Here is a 14,616-nt window from a genome sequence, read left to right as displayed (position 1 = left end):
GTCTGAAGCTGACGCCCGCGGCCCGGCTTGCACGGGCCTGCCGCTGGAGTGGGCTAGGCGAGTTCGACCACGTAGAGGACGACCTTGCCGACGATGTTTGTGAGGTCTGGATCGTCGTACCGGCGAACAATCGGCGCGAAGCCAGGCTTGCTTGAGTCGGGCTGGAAGATGTACGCGCGGCCCGTGCGGTCATTGAAGAACCGCTTGACGGCATACTCACCATCACAGTCGAAGACCACGATGTCACCGTCCTTGAGGTCTGCCGGGTCGTCCACGGCGTGGACACCGATAAGGGAGCCGTCCGGGATGACGCGGTTCATGCTCTCACCGTTGGCGCGCATGAGCTTGATGTCGGTGTGCCCCGCCCACTTGCCCATGACGGCGTCTGGAATCGCGACGACTTCGAGCTGGTCAGGCGTGATCGCGTCCACGGTGGCAGGAGCACCGGCAGAGATGGCGGCGGGGATGTATGGGTAGGTGTGGATTGGTAGAGGAACACCGTTATCGTGGTGCTCAACCAGTGCTGACTTCTTAACACCAAAATAATTGGCCATCATTTCAATCTTATCAATACGTGGGTAGGTCTTTCCGTTCGCCCAGTCCCACACGGTTGAGGTGCTGAAGCCAAGGGCAGAAGCCAAGTCAGTCACCGACATTTTCCTCTGATTCATCATTTCGGTTAGGTTCTTGCCGAAGATTGCTTTATTTCCTAAGTCTGACATATTGGACACCTCTTTATAGGTAACTATATACCAGTACCGGAAAAATACAAGGAAAAGCAGAAAATATTTCCGGTTAAGTCGAAAAACTTCTTGCGTTTCCGGTCTAACCGGATTATGATTGTTTGTGTTGAGAAAGGAGGTGAGCCAATGAGCATCACACTGAAAGCCGCACGAGTTAATGTTGGGCTGACCCAGTCCGAGTTTGCTAAACGTATCGGCGTCACCGACACCACGGTGCGCAACTACGAACGAGGCAAGACCTATCCAGACATCAAGGTTCTGGAACGAATTAAGCAGGTTACGGGTGTCGGCTATGAAGATCTTATTTTTTTACCCGACGCTCCGGTTAAACCGGAAACCAACACCAAGCAGGAGGCCTAACAATGAACAATTTAGTCATCATGCACGACAAGCAGGCGGTCACATCAAGCCTGCAAGTAGCCGAAACATTCGGCAAGGAACACAAGAATGTTATCCAAAGTATTGAAAATCTCGTGGCTGAAAAATCAGCCGCCAAATTCTTCGCTGCTGGCACATATGAAAACCGTGGCAAACAGTACCCAATGTACTACATGAACCGTGACGGCTTCAGTCTGCTGGCCATGGGCTTCACCGGTAAGAAGGCAATGAGCTTCAAGCTCCAGTACATCGACGCCTTCAACGCGATGGAAACCACGCTCAAGAAGGTGCCGGCCAAGAAGCTCGATCCCGTACTCCAAGCGGAGCTGGCAATCAGCCGCGCCAAGACGGCCCAGGCTAACGCGTTGTATCGAATCGCCAACAAAACTACATCCGAGTCAGCACGCGAGCAGATGCTGTCCCGCGCCGCTGAAATCATCACCGGTGAGCGCCTGATCCCGGTCATGAAGCAGGATGAGTACACCGCCGGTGAGGTTGCTAAGAAGTTGGGCATCTCATCTGGCGCGATGGTCGGGCGTATCTGCAACACGTTGGGACTCAAGGCAGAGCAGCCGGGCCAAAACGAGTACGGCCGCTGGGCGGCTGACAAGTCGCAACACGGCCCGAAGGAGACGCCGAATTGGCTGTACTTCGACAAGGGTGTCGCTGCAATCAAGGAGGAGGCCATCAGAATCGGAAAGCTTCAGGAGGTAGCCGAATGACAAAAAAACTGCAGGCGGCGCTGGATAAGGCGCTCGCCGCCATCGAGGACGCTCGGGACGCGGAAGACGACGCACGTGAAGCCGGCCTTGACACAGAAGGCCTGGGCGACGTGCTCGGCCGGGCCGCACATGAGCTTGAGCTTTACACGGGCTAGGAGGTCTAACCATGTCAAAAACAAAAGAGGTCGACGTCAACCAGGAAGTCGCGAACTATATCGTCGAAACACTGCGCGACCCAGAGCTAAAAAAAGAGCCCGCAATGGTGGCAGCCATCGCGGAACTCTACGCAACACTTATCCGGTACTACTAGAATGATGAGACACTTACGCAAGCTAAAAGGTCGCCTGACAGAGGCGGCGGACAACTTCAACATCAATCACGAGTGGGTACTACCAATCGCGTTGTCTGTTCTTACGGGAGTCGCGTATGGCATTGCGATTTACTTCTTATCTGGAAAGTAGATATGCCACGACGGCAGTTACGACGCCTGTAATGAATGGCGCCACAAAATGTTTTACAACGAAAGCTCGCTGTAATCGCTCGTGACGTCCGGCAAAGGTACGGCCTTTTGTAGTTGGCGATGCGGTGACCAGGTCGTTAGAAAAGCCTTTGCCATCGCTCCAATCGCCGTCAAGTTTGAGCCAACCGTCGGCATCTAGAGTTTTTAGATAGCCCCAGACCACTTCGTATGGCGTTGGCTTGACTGCCGTAAAAATTTTTTCGACCTGAGTGAAGCCCGGCTCTGACTGAGGGTGGGAATACACAGCCTTCATGATAGTGACGGCAACTTTATCGAATTCATCAATGTTCATTTTCACACCTCCTTCCCGGACACATTATCCGCCAAGCGAGGTTCAAACGAAAGGAGGCCTGATCCATGCCACCAATCACAATCTCAGTTCCGCCAGAACTGATTCAGCAAGCGGTCGACAAGGCCGTGGCTGAACGTCTCCAGCACGAACCCGACTACCGCCGCTGGTGGTCGGCTGCCGACGTGCTCGACCGATACGGACTGACACAGACGTGGCTGTCCACACACGTACTCGACAAGCCACGGTTCCAGCGGCAGCTCGACGGGTTCGCATTCAACTACGGTGGGCGCATCGGCTGGCGGTTCGAGCCGCTGGCGTTCTCGGAGTTCATGCGGACAGAGTTCCGCAATATCGCAAAGGAGGCTCAATCATGATTTACCTACAATTCGGCGCCATCCTAGGCGCCGTTCTGGCGGCCCTATGCGCCATCGCCGAGTTCATCGAAGACAAGCCGATGCCGCACTGGCTGACCGACATCACCGGCGACCTGCGCGCGGTGGACAACACAAAAGAGGAGGCGGACTGATGGAAGTAACATCACTGGAGCGCGCCGTCGTGGAAGCAATGCGGAAAGGCGCGCGGGTCAGCGTGACGTACTTCGATAGGTCGAACACGAAGGCCAACGAACTGCTTGCACCATTCGCGGCGGCTGTTGGAAAGCCGATCCGGCACGTAAAGCCAAAGCGGAAAGACCAAGTTAGCTATCGCACCGTATTTGACTATCCGTTCGATGCTAGTGTGATTCTTCGTCAAGGCCCGCCAGAACCGAAGCCGGAACCTGACCCGGTCGGGGAGAAGATTGACCACGACTACGACGGCCTGTTCTGAAGGGAGGTGAATGCAATGAAAAGTGACATCGTAAAAGAATACGCAGAACTGAATGAACTCATCGGCAAGAAGCTCGATGCCATCGCGTCCGAACTTATTGATATGTCCGACACGTGGGGCGAAGCGGTGGACGGTCTCGAATATCTTGATGATCCACACATGTTGACCAGCGAGCTTCACAGCCGCTTGTACGACCGAATGAAAAAGCAAGCCAACCGCCAGTGACTTGCTCTCTAAAGCTATCTGATTCCGTGCTGGCGATTCTGGACGACCCGCTTCATATCCGAGGTGAATTATCTCACACGAAAGGAGGTGAGACCATGACACTATTTGACACCACAATCGAGCAGGTTCAGTCCTACACCCGCGATGCACGCGCTAAGCAGCACGCCGACACTGTGATGGCAGCCATCCACGGCGCCGCATTCAGAGGCCAGTCCAGCGTCACCGTGAAGGACGTCAGTCCACAGGAGATTATCGAGCTGTCGTCGCTCGGGTTCACGCTAGACCCAATCAGCGGCGGCCAGTGGATCTCGTGGGACGAAAAATAGCCACCGGGGGCAACCGGTGGCCAGAAAGGAAAACATCCATGGACACATTATACAACATCGAGACTAAAATTGCCGATCTAACGGCAAAATTCCAGGCCGGGGACATCGACGAGCAGGCCTACCAGGACAGCGTCGATTCGCTTATTGACGGTTCGCTTCAAGACAAACTGGTGGCTTACGCACACATCGGAGAAAACGCCAAGGCGTTAGCACTCGGCCAACGCAACAAAATCAAAGAGTGGGCAGGCCGTGCCGCAAAGAACGAGGCACTGGCTGACAAGATGTTCGCCATTGTTAAGGAACGAATGCAGGCCTACGACTTGAAGACCATCGAGACCGACGACACCTACCTGCACATTCAAAACGCTGGTGGTCAGCTCGGCATCAACATTGATGGAGACCACTTGCAGGCTGATATGTTCAAGACCGAGCTGCGGCCTGACAAAGACAAGATTCGCCGCGCTTTGGCGGCAGGGCACAAAGTTGTCGGGGCAGAATTCAAGCCCCGCGGAATCGTATTGAGGGTGAACTGATGACTGACAAAACCGAAAAACTTGATGTTGCTAAGAAGGTCCTTAGGTCGGCAGAGGAACGCACGAAGCCAAGCCAGTTCGAGATGCTGAGCCACCTCAACGTTTCTGACCACATCCAGAAGGTCGAGACCAAAAGCGCCAAGCTTTCCTACCTGTCGTGGGTGTGGGGCTGGTCGGAGATGAAAAAGGCTGATCCGGCTGCGACACGCGAGTACACGATGTTCGACGAGGTTGGGCCTAATGGAGAGCTTACCGGACGCAAGGTACCATATCTGATTACCCCTCAAGGAGCGCTGGTCGAATGCACGGTTACCATCAACGGAATCAGTGAAACCGAATCACTGCCCGTGATGGACTTCAAGAATGCTGCGGTGCTTCGCCCGGACATGATGCAGATTAACAAGACGCGTCAGCGCGCGTTCGTCAAAGCCCTGGCGCTTCACGGCATCGGCTTGTACATCTACGCCGGTGAAGACTTCCCGAGCCAAGAAGCTGACGAGAGCGCCACGGCAAATGCCGCAGCGAACGCGCGCAACGTTGTTGACGAGACCCAGGCAAACGCCGCGTGGACGATGGTATGCGAGATTGCGAGTGGAACGGAAGGGTTCACATGCGAGCAGGTACTTCTCGGGCTTGAGCGCCGCGCACAGATTGTTGGGATTCAGTCAGAAGAAGTTGTTCCGGTGGATAAACTTACGGCTGATCAATACGGTCTTCTCTTGCGGGCTATCAATCAGTCAAAGGCTAAGCTGGCAAGTAAGCAAGAGGGGTGAGCAATGTGCGGTTTGACGGCGAGATTACCGCAATCAGCGGTGCGACCATCACAGTAAGCCTAACCGGTGGCCGGGACGTCGATACGCTTCGGGTTGCCAAGCTTGCGGCAGGAAGGCGGCCGTCTGTGTCGATTGACGTTGAGGACGGCCGGAGCATCAGCCCGGAGCAGCGGCGGAAAGTGTGGGCGCTGCTCAACGACTACGCAGACTTCACCGGGTACAACCCGCTTGAGATGGAAGCGTGGGTCAAGGCCTACTACATGGCGGAAACTGGGAGCGACTACTTCTCGCTTTCCGATTGCAGCATGAGCAAGGCAAGCGAGTTCTTGTCCTACGTGATTGACTTTGGTTTTGCCAACGACATTCCATGGCAGACAAAGCACCTGGACTCAATTCCAAGCGACTATCCGCTGATGATGCAATGCTTGAAACATCGCATGTGCGTTATCTGCGGCAAGCACGCAGACATTGACCATGAGCCACCTATTGGGAACGGGCGCAACCGGAACGAAATTGACAATCGCAGATACAAGTTCTTCCCGCTGTGCCGGGTTCACCACACCATCCGGCACGATCTAGGGATTGACGCGTTCATCGACCACTACCATATCAAGCCCGTCAAGCTCGATGAGCCAACGCTTATCAGTCTTAGGCTAAACACATGCGCTGACTTCGACCGGTTCGATGGATTGGGGGCGGGGTAATGGCAAGCTCGTACTTCTCACATGACAGCAACGCCAGAAACGACGACAAGATTATCAACCTCCGAATGAAGTACGGCATGGAGGGCTACGGGATTTACTTCTGCATCATTGAGCGGCTTCGAGATGAGCCAAGTTATACGGCTAAAAAGGACTACAACGCAATCGGGTTTGATCTACATGCCGACGCTGAGAAAGTAAGAAATGTGGTTGAGTCTTTCGGGTTATTTTCCTTCACCGATGACGGTGAGTGTTTCTACTCCGAGAGCCTAAACAACCGCATGGCGCACATGGACGGAAAACGAACGAAGCGCTCCGAAGCTGGCAAAAAAGGTGCTGCAAAGAGGTGGGATAGCAAAGCTATGGCAATGCCAACCAAAACGGATAGCAAAGCTATGGCAATGCCAACCGAAACGGATAGCAAAGCTATGGCAATGCCAACCGAAACCGATGGCAATAAAACTAAACTAAATAAAACTAAAGAAAATAAAACCAAAGACAGTCTGTCCGGCGGACGCGTGCAAGAGAAATCGGCGTTTAGTCGCTGGCAGGAAGTCTGGGGATTCCCCAACGCGGTTGCCCAGCAAGACCTTGCCGATTGGGTTTCGGAGTTCGGCGACGAGTTGGTGACATGGGTGATTGATTACGCCGCCCGCCGCGCAGTGCAGGCTAGGGCTGCCGACAAATATCTCGATCGTGTGTTGACGCAGTACCGTGAGCAGGACATCAAGACTGTCGAACAGGCGGAGGCCGAGGCAAAACAGCACGAGAAGACTGCCAAAGCCAACGCCCCGCGTCCGCAACGGTATGGCAAGCAAGCACGCCAGGAGACGACGCCTGACTGGGCTAAGCCTGACTACAAGGCACCGGAGGTATCAGTCACTGACGACCAGCAGGAAGAGATTCAGGCACGTCTGGCGGCGCTCAAGAAACTGGAGGAAAGCAAGAGTGACTAGATACAGAATCGTTGTTCCTGGAGAGCCGGTGGCGCAAGGACGCCCGCGTGTCTACCGGACGCCGCGTGGCGTTCGTGGGGTCGATCCTGCGAAGTCTCGCCAGTACAAAGCGCTGGTGTCGCAGCAGGCACAGCGCCAGTGGCACGGAGAACCGCTAAGCGGGCCGTTAGCCGTCAACGTGACCATTTACCGGTCGATTCAGCAAAGCGGCTCAAAGCGGCTCAAAATGGCGAAACATGCTGGTACCGTCCGCCCAATCGTGAAACCTGACGCGGACAACTACTACAAGGCCGTTAGCGATGCGCTGACCGGCATCGTGTGGGAGGACGACAACCAAATCGTGACCATCACCGTCGCCAAGTACTACGACGACGGCGGTGGCCCTAGGGCCGAGATTACCGTGGAGGATGAGAATTATGCCAAGAATGATGACGCCTAAAGAATGGCGTGAGCGCGAGCTTGACCTGCTCACTGTGATTGAGCAGTCATTGGACGAACGCGGGTATGTCCCAACGGTCCGTGAAATTTGCGCTGGCGTCGGGTTGTCGGTAGGAACCGTACACAACAACATGGCCAGGATGCAGCGAGCAAAACTGATTGATTGGGATCGCTGGAAACAGCGTACCCTGCAAGTCACCGAACTTGGCGACAAGCTATACCAAGAAAGCATGGAGGAACGACAACGTGAGCACGACAACGAAAAGCAGCATTACCGCCGATGATATTTACGTCGGTAATCACATCACGGTCCCGACGTGGAAAGGAAACGGGGACGGGTGGCACGAGGGGCACACCTTGAAGAACTTTAGCGGGCGGATTATCCATGTCTACGAGTGCAGTTTCATGGTCGAGATTGACCCAGGCGAGATTGACCGTAATACCAAGATTGACACTTGTGGCCGTGTCGTCGTCAGTATGAAAAGCGTCGGAGTCAGGCCGAGAGACGTTAAGGAACGCGCATTCTGCGGTATTGGCAGGTCGCTGTCTGTCATGACGGCCATTGATGCGGCGGAAATCGCGGCTCGTGAAGGCCACAAGCTGGCAGACAACTCGAAAAGGCGCAAGGATCTGCGAACCGGAACGACAACCGAATCGCGCAGGCTTGGTTACCGCAAGCGGCGTGACGCGATGGCACCGACGGTCGAGAAACTGTACGCGGAGGGGCTGTCACGAACCGAAGTTGCTCAGCAGATGAATTGCAGCAGCAACACACTGGTCAAGATTGAGACAGAAAATGGGCTCAAAGAGCTTGAGGTGTTTTCTGCAAAGCGTGTGCTGCCAGATGGTTCTTTCAAATACTATCGCAACACCGAAGAGGCAATCCGAAACGGATACAAGCCTAAAAGTACTTGGCGTGATCGTAGCAACGGTAAAGATGGTTCACATATCGAATATGGGATGTACAGGCAGGGTGCGCACGGGTGGCACGAATGTAAGAAGGGGCAGCGTCACGACAAGAAGGAGGAACAAGCATGATTAACAACGTCTCACTGACGGGTCGTCTGACCCGCGACATCGAATTACGCTACACGCAAAGCGGCACCGCCGTCGGTTCGTTCACGCTGGCGGTTGACCGTAAGTTCAAGAGCGAAAGCGGCGAGCGTGAGGCCGACTTCATCAACTGCGTCATCTGGCGCAAGAGCGCGGAGAACTTGAGCAACTTCACGAAGAAGGGTTCGCTTATCGGAATCGAGGGTCACATTCAGACTCGCACCTACGACAACAACCAGGGCCAGCGCGTCTTCGTGACAGAGGTGGTGGTCGACAACTTTGCGCTCCTGGAGAGCCGGCAGAAGCAGGCGGCGCCCGCAGCGCAGCCGGCAGCGGCACCGTCAGCTCAACCGGTGGCGGCCACCACGGTGCCAGCACAATCGGTCGGGTGGACGGCGACTGCCACGGCAGCGGCCAACCCGTTCGCAGGCACATCAGCGGCCATCAGCGATGATGACCTGCCGTTCTAGGAGGGGACGCGATATGACAGGGAAGATGATCTATATTCCGGTTCACACGTCAGGAGAGTATTCAGACTACACCGAGTACGTTATCGGCGTGTTCGACAGCAAGGAAGCGGCGCTGGAGGCTGCGGCACAAGGCGCTGCCAAGTGGAACACGAAGTCACACTATGCTGACGGCGATGTGATTAAGCTACGCCACTATCCGCTGAACCAGGCGATTCGCGGCACAAGTGAAGCCGAGCGCGTGGCCTACGCGATGAGCGACGACTGGGGCAAGGTGATCTACGAGCTGGACGATGGCGACGATTATCACGCGAAGCTGGTCAAGGTTGAGGAGGACGAGCGATGAGCATTTGGGCGATTGAAAATGATAATCAAGAGTTTCTATCGGTGAGAGGTATCTGGCTAGATGGTGATGGAGACGATGACGCCATTCGCGCTGTGTTCGGATCATATCAAGAAGACGAGGAACTTGCCAAGACCATCGCCAAACGGGAAGGTGGCCACGTCGTCGAGCTAGTCGAAGCGCCGGAGAAGGTCGTGGTGAGCGAAGAGGAAGCGGAGATGCTGGAGCAGGCAAAGTGTGATGATGACCCAGCGGAGCTACTTGTCGGGTTCGTCAACTCTCATGACCAGTATGACGATGACGGTATGGCCGAAGACCGCCTCATGCGCGCCTACGTCAACGGTTGGGAGGTCGAGAAGCCGAAGCGCTACTTCGTCCGAGTACCCCACGCAAACCGCCATTACTACTACCAAAAATGTGATAGCGGCGAGGTGATTCCGGTCTGGGATATGGAAAAAGAACCACCTACACGGTTCACCGCTGCCGAGATTGAGCACTATGAACTGACCGACTGCGAACGTGTGGAGGTGACTGACAATGAGCAATGAGACGAAGCGGGAAGTGTTTTATGACCTGGTCGACGCGTATGCGGACTCCGCTGCGAGCGGTGGACGGTTTTGCAATGACACGCCGCGGCAATACATTGATCGTTATACCCTCGCAACAGACAGTGATCCAGGCTGCCCGTACTGCCACGAACCGCATAAGGTAATTCCGACAGACGATGAGTTTGGTTGGGGCGGTGAGTCTGACAACTTTCTGCGCATTGGTATGACTGGTGGTGACGGTTGGGACGGCATACCGCCAAAGCCGACACCGGGTGGGGCTATTCACACCATTATGGCAGTGGGGTACGAAAATGCGGAAGTCGATGAAACAATATCAATAAAATACTGTCCGATGTGTGGGCGGAGACTGAGGACGGGAAAATGATAGAGAAACGGCATGAAATTCACATTCTGGGCGCGCTGTTTGTCACTGTGCCTCTGGGGCTTCTTGATGCGGTGGTCTCGATGTATGGCTGGAACACGTTTGTGGCCAGCGCTTTCGGAGTACCAAAGCTGAAGTTAATAAGTACATGGGGTCTTCTAGTATTCTTCAACTACCTAATCACGAAGAGAAAAGACTTCTCTGACGACAGTCGAATGACTTGGGAAGACCTAATAATCGCCATGCTCACGACACTGTACGTTTGGCTAATGATGTTCGTGTTGCACTTTTTCATATAGGGGGAGAACGAAATGAGCCTGCATGATTATCTTGGAATCAAGCTCTGGTGGGAGGCCATCACTACAATTATCGGCCTCACCGCGTTTGCTATCTGGTTAATTTACAACTGGTGGCATGATCGCTGATTGCCGTCATGCTGTTCATAGCCTTGGTGGGCGTGTGGTTCTGGGCTAATTGGGAAAGGAGCGGTGCGCAAGTGAGAAAGACAACAGCTAGTGCTGTGAGCCCGTGGGATTATGAAGCGTCTGTAGCAGAAGCTGACAATGTGCTAGAAGACTATCGTAGACGAAAACAAAGGTCACGGGTCAAGGCTTCTATCCAGTCGCCATCACTTGACGGTATGCCAAGATCATCATCAATCGGCAACGTTATGGAGATAAAGATCACCAACCGTTTGGATGATGAAACGTACGTAGAAGTATGCGAAAAGACAATCGAGTGCATCGAAGATGATGCTCGGCGAAACATACTGAGAGACTATTACATTAAGCGACCCATTGCCGTAGAACTCTTGATTGCGGATTCTGGATATAGTAAAGCCGGATACTATATCGCGCTCAAAGAGGCATTGTACGCTTTTGCCAGTATATGGCCTGTTGGTAGTCATGGATTGCTGGTTAATAAAAGTAGACAAACAGTGGACAAAAGGTAAACAAAGAGTAGACAAAGACTGGACATCTACCATGAAATTGCATGTTATTATTGTATTGTGCCAAAGGTGAGAACCTAAGACACACCTTCTTTCTTTGTTTATGGCGGTCTATGGTGATGATAAAGCCATGGACAGGTCACCCCGATATGGAAGCCACGCACGGCTGCCGGTCCGATTCCGGCACGGGGAAGAGCTTGCGATGACCCCATACTAAACTGGGCGAGCGAGCGACTCAAAAATACTGCATCACGCATATGGCCTTCGTGCCACTCATACCGTTGAGGACGTGATGACGGACAGTATAGCAATCGTAGCTCAGTATGGTAGAGCCATCGCCTAAACGACGTATGTCGCTGGTTCAAATCCAGCCGATTGCATCAAAGCATTGCATAACCTAGTCATACGTGTTAATATTTTGCACGTTGCTGTTTACTAATCAAATCATAGGAGGAACTCCCGTCATGAATTTAAAAAAGAGCTTAGTAATTTCCGCCGTTGCGATTGCGCTACTGGGAACTGGATTTGGCGTAAAAACTTTTGCGGATGATTATTGGGCAGGGCACGTAGATGTTGAAGCTATTAACACCGACATTGACACACTTGCCAGTCGTGTCCAAAGTAAGAACAGTCAGATTACACAGTTGACGTCTGACCTTGGTAATGCCAAGTCTTCCGTTAGCGGTTACCAAGATCAGATTAAGGCCCTACAGGACCAACTCACTCAGGCTAATGCCGACAAGCAGACTGAGATTCAAGAAAAAATTAACGAAATCAATCAGAAAATTGATGAAGGCAACCAGAAAGTTGCTGCTAAGCAAGCTGAGGTTGATGCAGCCAACAAGAAAGTCTCCGATCTTCAACAACAGCTAGCAGACGCACAGCAAAAGCTTTCCGATGCGCAAAACAAAAACAATGCCGATATGAACCAAGCATTGAGTGATGTTCAGGCGACACACGCTAAAGCTGATCAGGCCGTTCAAAATAACCAATAAGTTTTATTTCTCAAGGACGCTTAGGCGTCTTTTTATTTACGCAAGCACTCCGCCAAACGGTGAGGTGCTATTTTTGTGCAAACAAATAGCCGGCAAATGCCGGCCAAGAGATTAATCTTTATTGAACTTTTCTTTTACGTCATCAACGGTATCTTTAACGGCATCTTTGGCATCGTCTAATTTTTCTTTTACTTTGCCAAGCACGCCTTCAGCCTTACCTTGTGCTTCACGGGCCTTATCGCCAGTAACTTTACCTTCAACTTCTTTGGCTTTACCGGAGATTTTGTCCTTAGTGCTATCAACTTTACCATCTAAGCTCATAGATATTACCTCCTTTTGGTGTACCATCATTGTCCTATATTTGGAGTTATATTGCAAGCAACTTATTTTTTGGAGGCGAGGACATGAATTCAAAAGGAAAATATGATCCTTACCGATGGAAGGCAACAAATAAATGTTGGGATTGGGACGAATGGAAACATGAGTTCCAAGGAAATGGCAAACAAGTTCATCGTATGGAACGTAGGCTTGCCAAGCAAGACTTGGAACAGTTTCGGAGGCGAGTAGATGCAATGGACAGATGAACAAATCAGTGGCATTAGGAAGCTCGCCTCTGAAGGATTTACCAGACGCGAGACAGCAGACGAGCTAGGAATTAGTTACGATGCAGTCCAGAAGAAATCGCGGCGGCTTGGAATTGAGTTTCAATCACCCATGACTAATGAATATGACTCAGACGGTACACAGTCTAGTCAGACAATTCTAAAGGTTGTCAGGGGCCACAAAATGACGCCTAGAGAGGTGCTAGAAGCTCACGGGTACGATTACACCAAGTGGGAGCTTGTACGTGCCACGAGCAATTTCTGGAAGCAGACGCCCGAAGCTACTCTGTACCAGAGCAAGATACAAATTAGGCCATTGGTCGCGGCCGAACAATATGAATCATTGATGAATGACATCATCACACACAAGGAGCCCTATAAAGCCAAGGCTCCTATTTTTGTACCATCAGAACGATATCTTGTCGTTCCCGCATTTGACACACACTTCAACGGGCACACATTTGATATTTACGCAGAGTCCTTGAAGCGGCAGCTAGATATCATACAACGCGGCCATTATGCAAAGATATTGCTCATTCTGGGTGGTGACCTGGCTCACGTGGACAACATCAACTCGACCACAGCAAAGGGCACACAGCTCGAAACAACCGACCTAGGAGAAACTGTGAATGAAATGGAGCAATACTTCGAGACACTGATTGAAGCAATCATTAAGAACGCCAATGAGTGTGAGGTCATGTATTGTGCCGGAAACCACGACCCGTCAGTTGGATATATGTTCGCACGCCTATTGAAACGCGCCTACAGCAACCAAACAAACATCACATGGGATATATCGCTAAAACACTACAAGGGCGCTATTATGGGACACAACTTCATTGGGGCCACTCACGGAGACAAGGGCAAGAACAACTATCTGGCCAAGTATCTTGATGAGTTTGGCTTCATGTTAGGCACAGCACAGAACCGCGAATTGTTTACGGGGCATCTCCATTCAGAGATGAGCAAAGACCTAGGCGGCTTCGTACAACGTCAAGTATCAACGAGAAAACCTAATGACCGCTGGACTGATGACCTCGGGGTTGTTGCCCACAAAACGTTTGAGCTGGTCGAATACAGCGATCATGATACGAGGGCAATCTACTATGTCTAATCGCATGATCCGATTTGATTACGGCTACGTCAGCAGCACAGAGCAAGCAATCATTGAGAAACTATCGAGGGAAGAGAAACGTATGCACGCAATCATTTATACCAAACAAAACTGTGCCAAGTGTCGCATGACAGCCAACCTGCTGTCTCGTGCCATGCCAGTCCAAACAATCATGGCTGACGAGCGGGACTATGCACGTTTCCGCAAGCAAGGCTACCAGTCAATGCCAGTCGTTACGGTCTACAAATCAGACGGGACGCACGACACTTGGTCAGACATGCGAGTGGACAAGATTAAACAGTACACAAAGGGTGATGCTCTTGGCTAACCGAGAGCGTAACCGCGCGTTCTACCAGTCACAACGCTGGCAACGCAAGCGCGCCGTGGTCCTGCGCAAGTACAAATACGAGGACCAAGAAGCCAAGCGATACGGGCGGGTGGCGCAAGCCACGATGATCCACCACATCTATCCACTGGCTGACTATCCGATGCTGGCTTTGCAGACGTGGAACCTGTTGCCACTCTCTGCTGCATCACACAACAAGATGCACGACCGGCTCACGGATGAAGTGACCGGCGCAGGATTGTACTGGCAAGAGAAACGGCGACGCGAGTTTGAAAAATTTTTTGCCGATAAAAATTTGGATCCCCCCCGTTCACAAAAATAATTTTGGCTTACGGGAGACGGGACAGTGGGAGTTTTTTCCGACTACGCGGAAATTGTAAGT

General features: G+C 52.5%; 29 protein-coding genes and 1 tRNA gene. 27 read left to right on the top strand and 3 right to left on the bottom strand.

The genetic code is table 11. The annotated features are described in order from the left end of the window. Positions 1–53: 53 nt before the first annotated feature. Entirely contained in the window at positions 54–722 is a 669-nt protein-coding gene (locus tag LE416_RS05380; protein ID WP_225047449.1) for a LexA family transcriptional regulator, read from the bottom strand. A gap of 147 nt (positions 723–869) precedes the next feature. Between LE416_RS05380 and LE416_RS05375 the strand changes: the two genes are divergently transcribed. The 4 genes from LE416_RS05375 to LE416_RS05360 are packed head-to-tail and all read left to right on the top strand — an operon-like array spanning position 870 to position 2,153. After that, on the top strand, positions 870–1,103 hold the full coding sequence (locus tag LE416_RS05375; protein ID WP_225047448.1) for a helix-turn-helix transcriptional regulator: 234 nt from the start codon (positions 870–872) through the stop codon (positions 1,101–1,103). A 2-nt stretch (positions 1,104–1,105) separates the two neighbouring features. After that, the gene (locus tag LE416_RS05370; protein WP_225047447.1) at positions 1,106–1,843 is read left to right on the top strand and encodes a Rha family transcriptional regulator; all 738 of its coding nucleotides are present in this window, start codon (positions 1,106–1,108) and stop codon (positions 1,841–1,843) included. After that, the gene (locus LE416_RS05365) at positions 1,840–1,998 is read left to right on the top strand and encodes a hypothetical protein (RefSeq protein WP_225047446.1); all 159 of its coding nucleotides are present in this window, start codon (positions 1,840–1,842) and stop codon (positions 1,996–1,998) included. The genes LE416_RS05370 and LE416_RS05365 overlap by 4 nt, the downstream gene beginning before the upstream one ends. Before the next feature lie 11 nt (positions 1,999–2,009). Continuing rightward, positions 2,010–2,153, top strand: a complete 144-nt coding sequence (locus LE416_RS05360) for a hypothetical protein (protein WP_225047445.1) — start codon at positions 2,010–2,012, stop codon at positions 2,151–2,153. Between the two features lie 136 nt (positions 2,154–2,289). On the opposite strand, the gene LE416_RS05355 is transcribed toward LE416_RS05360, so the two are convergent. After that, positions 2,290–2,655, bottom strand: a complete 366-nt coding sequence (locus LE416_RS05355; RefSeq protein ID WP_225047444.1) for a hypothetical protein — start codon at positions 2,653–2,655, stop codon at positions 2,290–2,292. Positions 2,656–2,720: 65 nt separating this feature from the next. Here LE416_RS05355 and LE416_RS05350 point away from each other — a divergent pair, with 65 nt between their 5' ends. The 19 genes from LE416_RS05350 to LE416_RS05260 all read left to right on the top strand — a co-directional run bounded on the left by LE416_RS05350 (position 2,721) and on the right by LE416_RS05260 (position 12,172). Beyond that, entirely contained in the window at positions 2,721–3,029 is a 309-nt protein-coding gene (locus LE416_RS05350) for a DUF771 domain-containing protein (RefSeq protein ID WP_225047443.1), read from the top strand. Then, positions 3,026–3,181, top strand: coding sequence for a hypothetical protein (locus LE416_RS05345; protein WP_225047442.1), 156 nt, complete (start codon positions 3,026–3,028; stop codon positions 3,179–3,181). Before LE416_RS05350 ends, LE416_RS05345 begins: the two co-directional genes overlap by 4 nt. Continuing rightward, positions 3,181–3,483, top strand: coding sequence for a hypothetical protein (locus tag LE416_RS05340; protein ID WP_225047441.1), 303 nt, complete (start codon positions 3,181–3,183; stop codon positions 3,481–3,483). Before LE416_RS05345 ends, LE416_RS05340 begins: the two co-directional genes overlap by 1 nt. A 15-nt stretch (positions 3,484–3,498) precedes the next feature. Beyond that, on the top strand, positions 3,499–3,708 hold the full coding sequence (locus LE416_RS05335; RefSeq protein ID WP_225047440.1) for a hypothetical protein: 210 nt from the start codon (positions 3,499–3,501) through the stop codon (positions 3,706–3,708). Positions 3,709–3,803: 95 nt separating this feature from the next. Next, entirely contained in the window at positions 3,804–4,034 is a 231-nt protein-coding gene (locus LE416_RS05330; protein ID WP_225047439.1) for a hypothetical protein, read from the top strand. A 38-nt stretch (positions 4,035–4,072) separates the two neighbouring features. After that, positions 4,073–4,567, top strand: coding sequence for a siphovirus Gp157 family protein (locus LE416_RS05325; protein ID WP_225047438.1), 495 nt, complete (start codon positions 4,073–4,075; stop codon positions 4,565–4,567). Beyond that, a complete protein-coding gene (locus LE416_RS05320; RefSeq protein ID WP_225047437.1) occupies positions 4,567–5,340 on the top strand; it encodes a Sak single strand annealing protein in 774 nt (257 codons plus the stop codon). Before LE416_RS05325 ends, LE416_RS05320 begins: the two co-directional genes overlap by 1 nt. Beyond that, positions 5,337–6,044 (top strand): putative HNHc nuclease, encoded by a 708-nt coding sequence (locus LE416_RS05315; RefSeq protein WP_225047436.1) that lies wholly within the window; start codon positions 5,337–5,339, stop codon positions 6,042–6,044. The genes LE416_RS05320 and LE416_RS05315 overlap by 4 nt, the downstream gene beginning before the upstream one ends. Beyond that, entirely contained in the window at positions 6,044–6,997 is a 954-nt protein-coding gene (locus LE416_RS05310; RefSeq protein WP_225047435.1) for a Lin1244/Lin1753 domain-containing protein, read from the top strand. Before LE416_RS05315 ends, LE416_RS05310 begins: the two co-directional genes overlap by 1 nt. Beyond that, on the top strand, positions 6,990–7,436 hold the full coding sequence (locus LE416_RS05305) for a RusA family crossover junction endodeoxyribonuclease (protein ID WP_225047434.1): 447 nt from the start codon (positions 6,990–6,992) through the stop codon (positions 7,434–7,436). The genes LE416_RS05310 and LE416_RS05305 overlap by 8 nt, the downstream gene beginning before the upstream one ends. After that, complete coding sequence (locus LE416_RS05300; protein WP_225047433.1) at positions 7,414–7,719, top strand: LexA family protein; 306 nt, start codon at positions 7,414–7,416, stop codon at positions 7,717–7,719. The genes LE416_RS05305 and LE416_RS05300 overlap by 23 nt, the downstream gene beginning before the upstream one ends. Then, positions 7,682–8,473 (top strand): hypothetical protein, encoded by a 792-nt coding sequence (locus LE416_RS05295; RefSeq protein WP_225047432.1) that lies wholly within the window; start codon positions 7,682–7,684, stop codon positions 8,471–8,473. Before LE416_RS05300 ends, LE416_RS05295 begins: the two co-directional genes overlap by 38 nt. Next, entirely contained in the window at positions 8,470–8,958 is a 489-nt protein-coding gene (gene ssb, locus LE416_RS05290) for a single-stranded DNA-binding protein (protein WP_225047431.1), read from the top strand. Before LE416_RS05295 ends, ssb begins: the two co-directional genes overlap by 4 nt. Before the next feature lie 13 nt (positions 8,959–8,971). Further along, the gene (locus LE416_RS05285) at positions 8,972–9,301 is read left to right on the top strand and encodes a hypothetical protein (RefSeq protein WP_225047430.1); all 330 of its coding nucleotides are present in this window, start codon (positions 8,972–8,974) and stop codon (positions 9,299–9,301) included. Continuing rightward, positions 9,298–9,846, top strand: a complete 549-nt coding sequence (locus LE416_RS05280; RefSeq protein WP_225047429.1) for a DUF1642 domain-containing protein — start codon at positions 9,298–9,300, stop codon at positions 9,844–9,846. The genes LE416_RS05285 and LE416_RS05280 overlap by 4 nt, the downstream gene beginning before the upstream one ends. Next, entirely contained in the window at positions 9,836–10,231 is a 396-nt protein-coding gene (locus LE416_RS05275) for a thioredoxin domain-containing protein (protein WP_225047428.1), read from the top strand. Before LE416_RS05280 ends, LE416_RS05275 begins: the two co-directional genes overlap by 11 nt. Before the next feature lie 493 nt (positions 10,232–10,724). Then, positions 10,725–11,180 carry an ArpU family phage packaging/lysis transcriptional regulator gene (locus LE416_RS05270; RefSeq protein WP_225047427.1) on the top strand — a complete coding sequence of 152 codons (456 nt, stop codon included), beginning with the start codon at positions 10,725–10,727 and terminating at the stop codon, positions 11,178–11,180. Positions 11,181–11,484: 304 nt separating this feature from the next. Continuing rightward, a tRNA-Arg gene (locus LE416_RS05265) sits at positions 11,485–11,557 on the top strand. Positions 11,558–11,641: 84 nt separating this feature from the next. After that, positions 11,642–12,172, top strand: coding sequence for a hypothetical protein (locus LE416_RS05260; RefSeq protein WP_225047426.1), 531 nt, complete (start codon positions 11,642–11,644; stop codon positions 12,170–12,172). A 111-nt stretch (positions 12,173–12,283) separates the two neighbouring features. Here LE416_RS05260 and LE416_RS05255 read toward each other — a convergent pair whose 3' ends face one another. Next, entirely contained in the window at positions 12,284–12,493 is a 210-nt protein-coding gene (locus tag LE416_RS05255) for a CsbD family protein (protein ID WP_203624779.1), read from the bottom strand. A gap of 83 nt (positions 12,494–12,576) precedes the next feature. Between LE416_RS05255 and LE416_RS05250 the strand changes: the two genes are divergently transcribed. Genes LE416_RS05250 through LE416_RS05235 form a run of 4 tightly spaced genes read left to right on the top strand, consistent with a single transcriptional unit; the run spans position 12,577 to position 14,556 of the window. Further along, a complete protein-coding gene (locus tag LE416_RS05250) occupies positions 12,577–12,756 on the top strand; it encodes a hypothetical protein (RefSeq protein WP_225047425.1) in 180 nt (59 codons plus the stop codon). Beyond that, on the top strand, positions 12,740–13,888 hold the full coding sequence (locus LE416_RS05245) for a hypothetical protein (protein WP_225047424.1): 1,149 nt from the start codon (positions 12,740–12,742) through the stop codon (positions 13,886–13,888). The genes LE416_RS05250 and LE416_RS05245 overlap by 17 nt, the downstream gene beginning before the upstream one ends. Next, positions 13,881–14,216, top strand: coding sequence for a thioredoxin domain-containing protein (locus LE416_RS05240; protein WP_225047423.1), 336 nt, complete (start codon positions 13,881–13,883; stop codon positions 14,214–14,216). The genes LE416_RS05245 and LE416_RS05240 overlap by 8 nt, the downstream gene beginning before the upstream one ends. Further along, the gene (locus tag LE416_RS05235) at positions 14,209–14,556 is read left to right on the top strand and encodes an HNH endonuclease (RefSeq protein WP_225047422.1); all 348 of its coding nucleotides are present in this window, start codon (positions 14,209–14,211) and stop codon (positions 14,554–14,556) included. The genes LE416_RS05240 and LE416_RS05235 overlap by 8 nt, the downstream gene beginning before the upstream one ends. The last annotated feature ends 60 nt before the right edge of the window (positions 14,557–14,616 follow it).

It is taken from the genome of Lacticaseibacillus kribbianus, assembly GCF_020180945.1.
Lineage (GTDB): Bacteria > Bacillota > Bacilli > Lactobacillales > Lactobacillaceae > Lacticaseibacillus > Lacticaseibacillus kribbianus.
The sequence above is the reverse complement of the archived record's forward strand: the minus strand, read 5'-3'. Positions and strand labels throughout refer to the sequence as shown.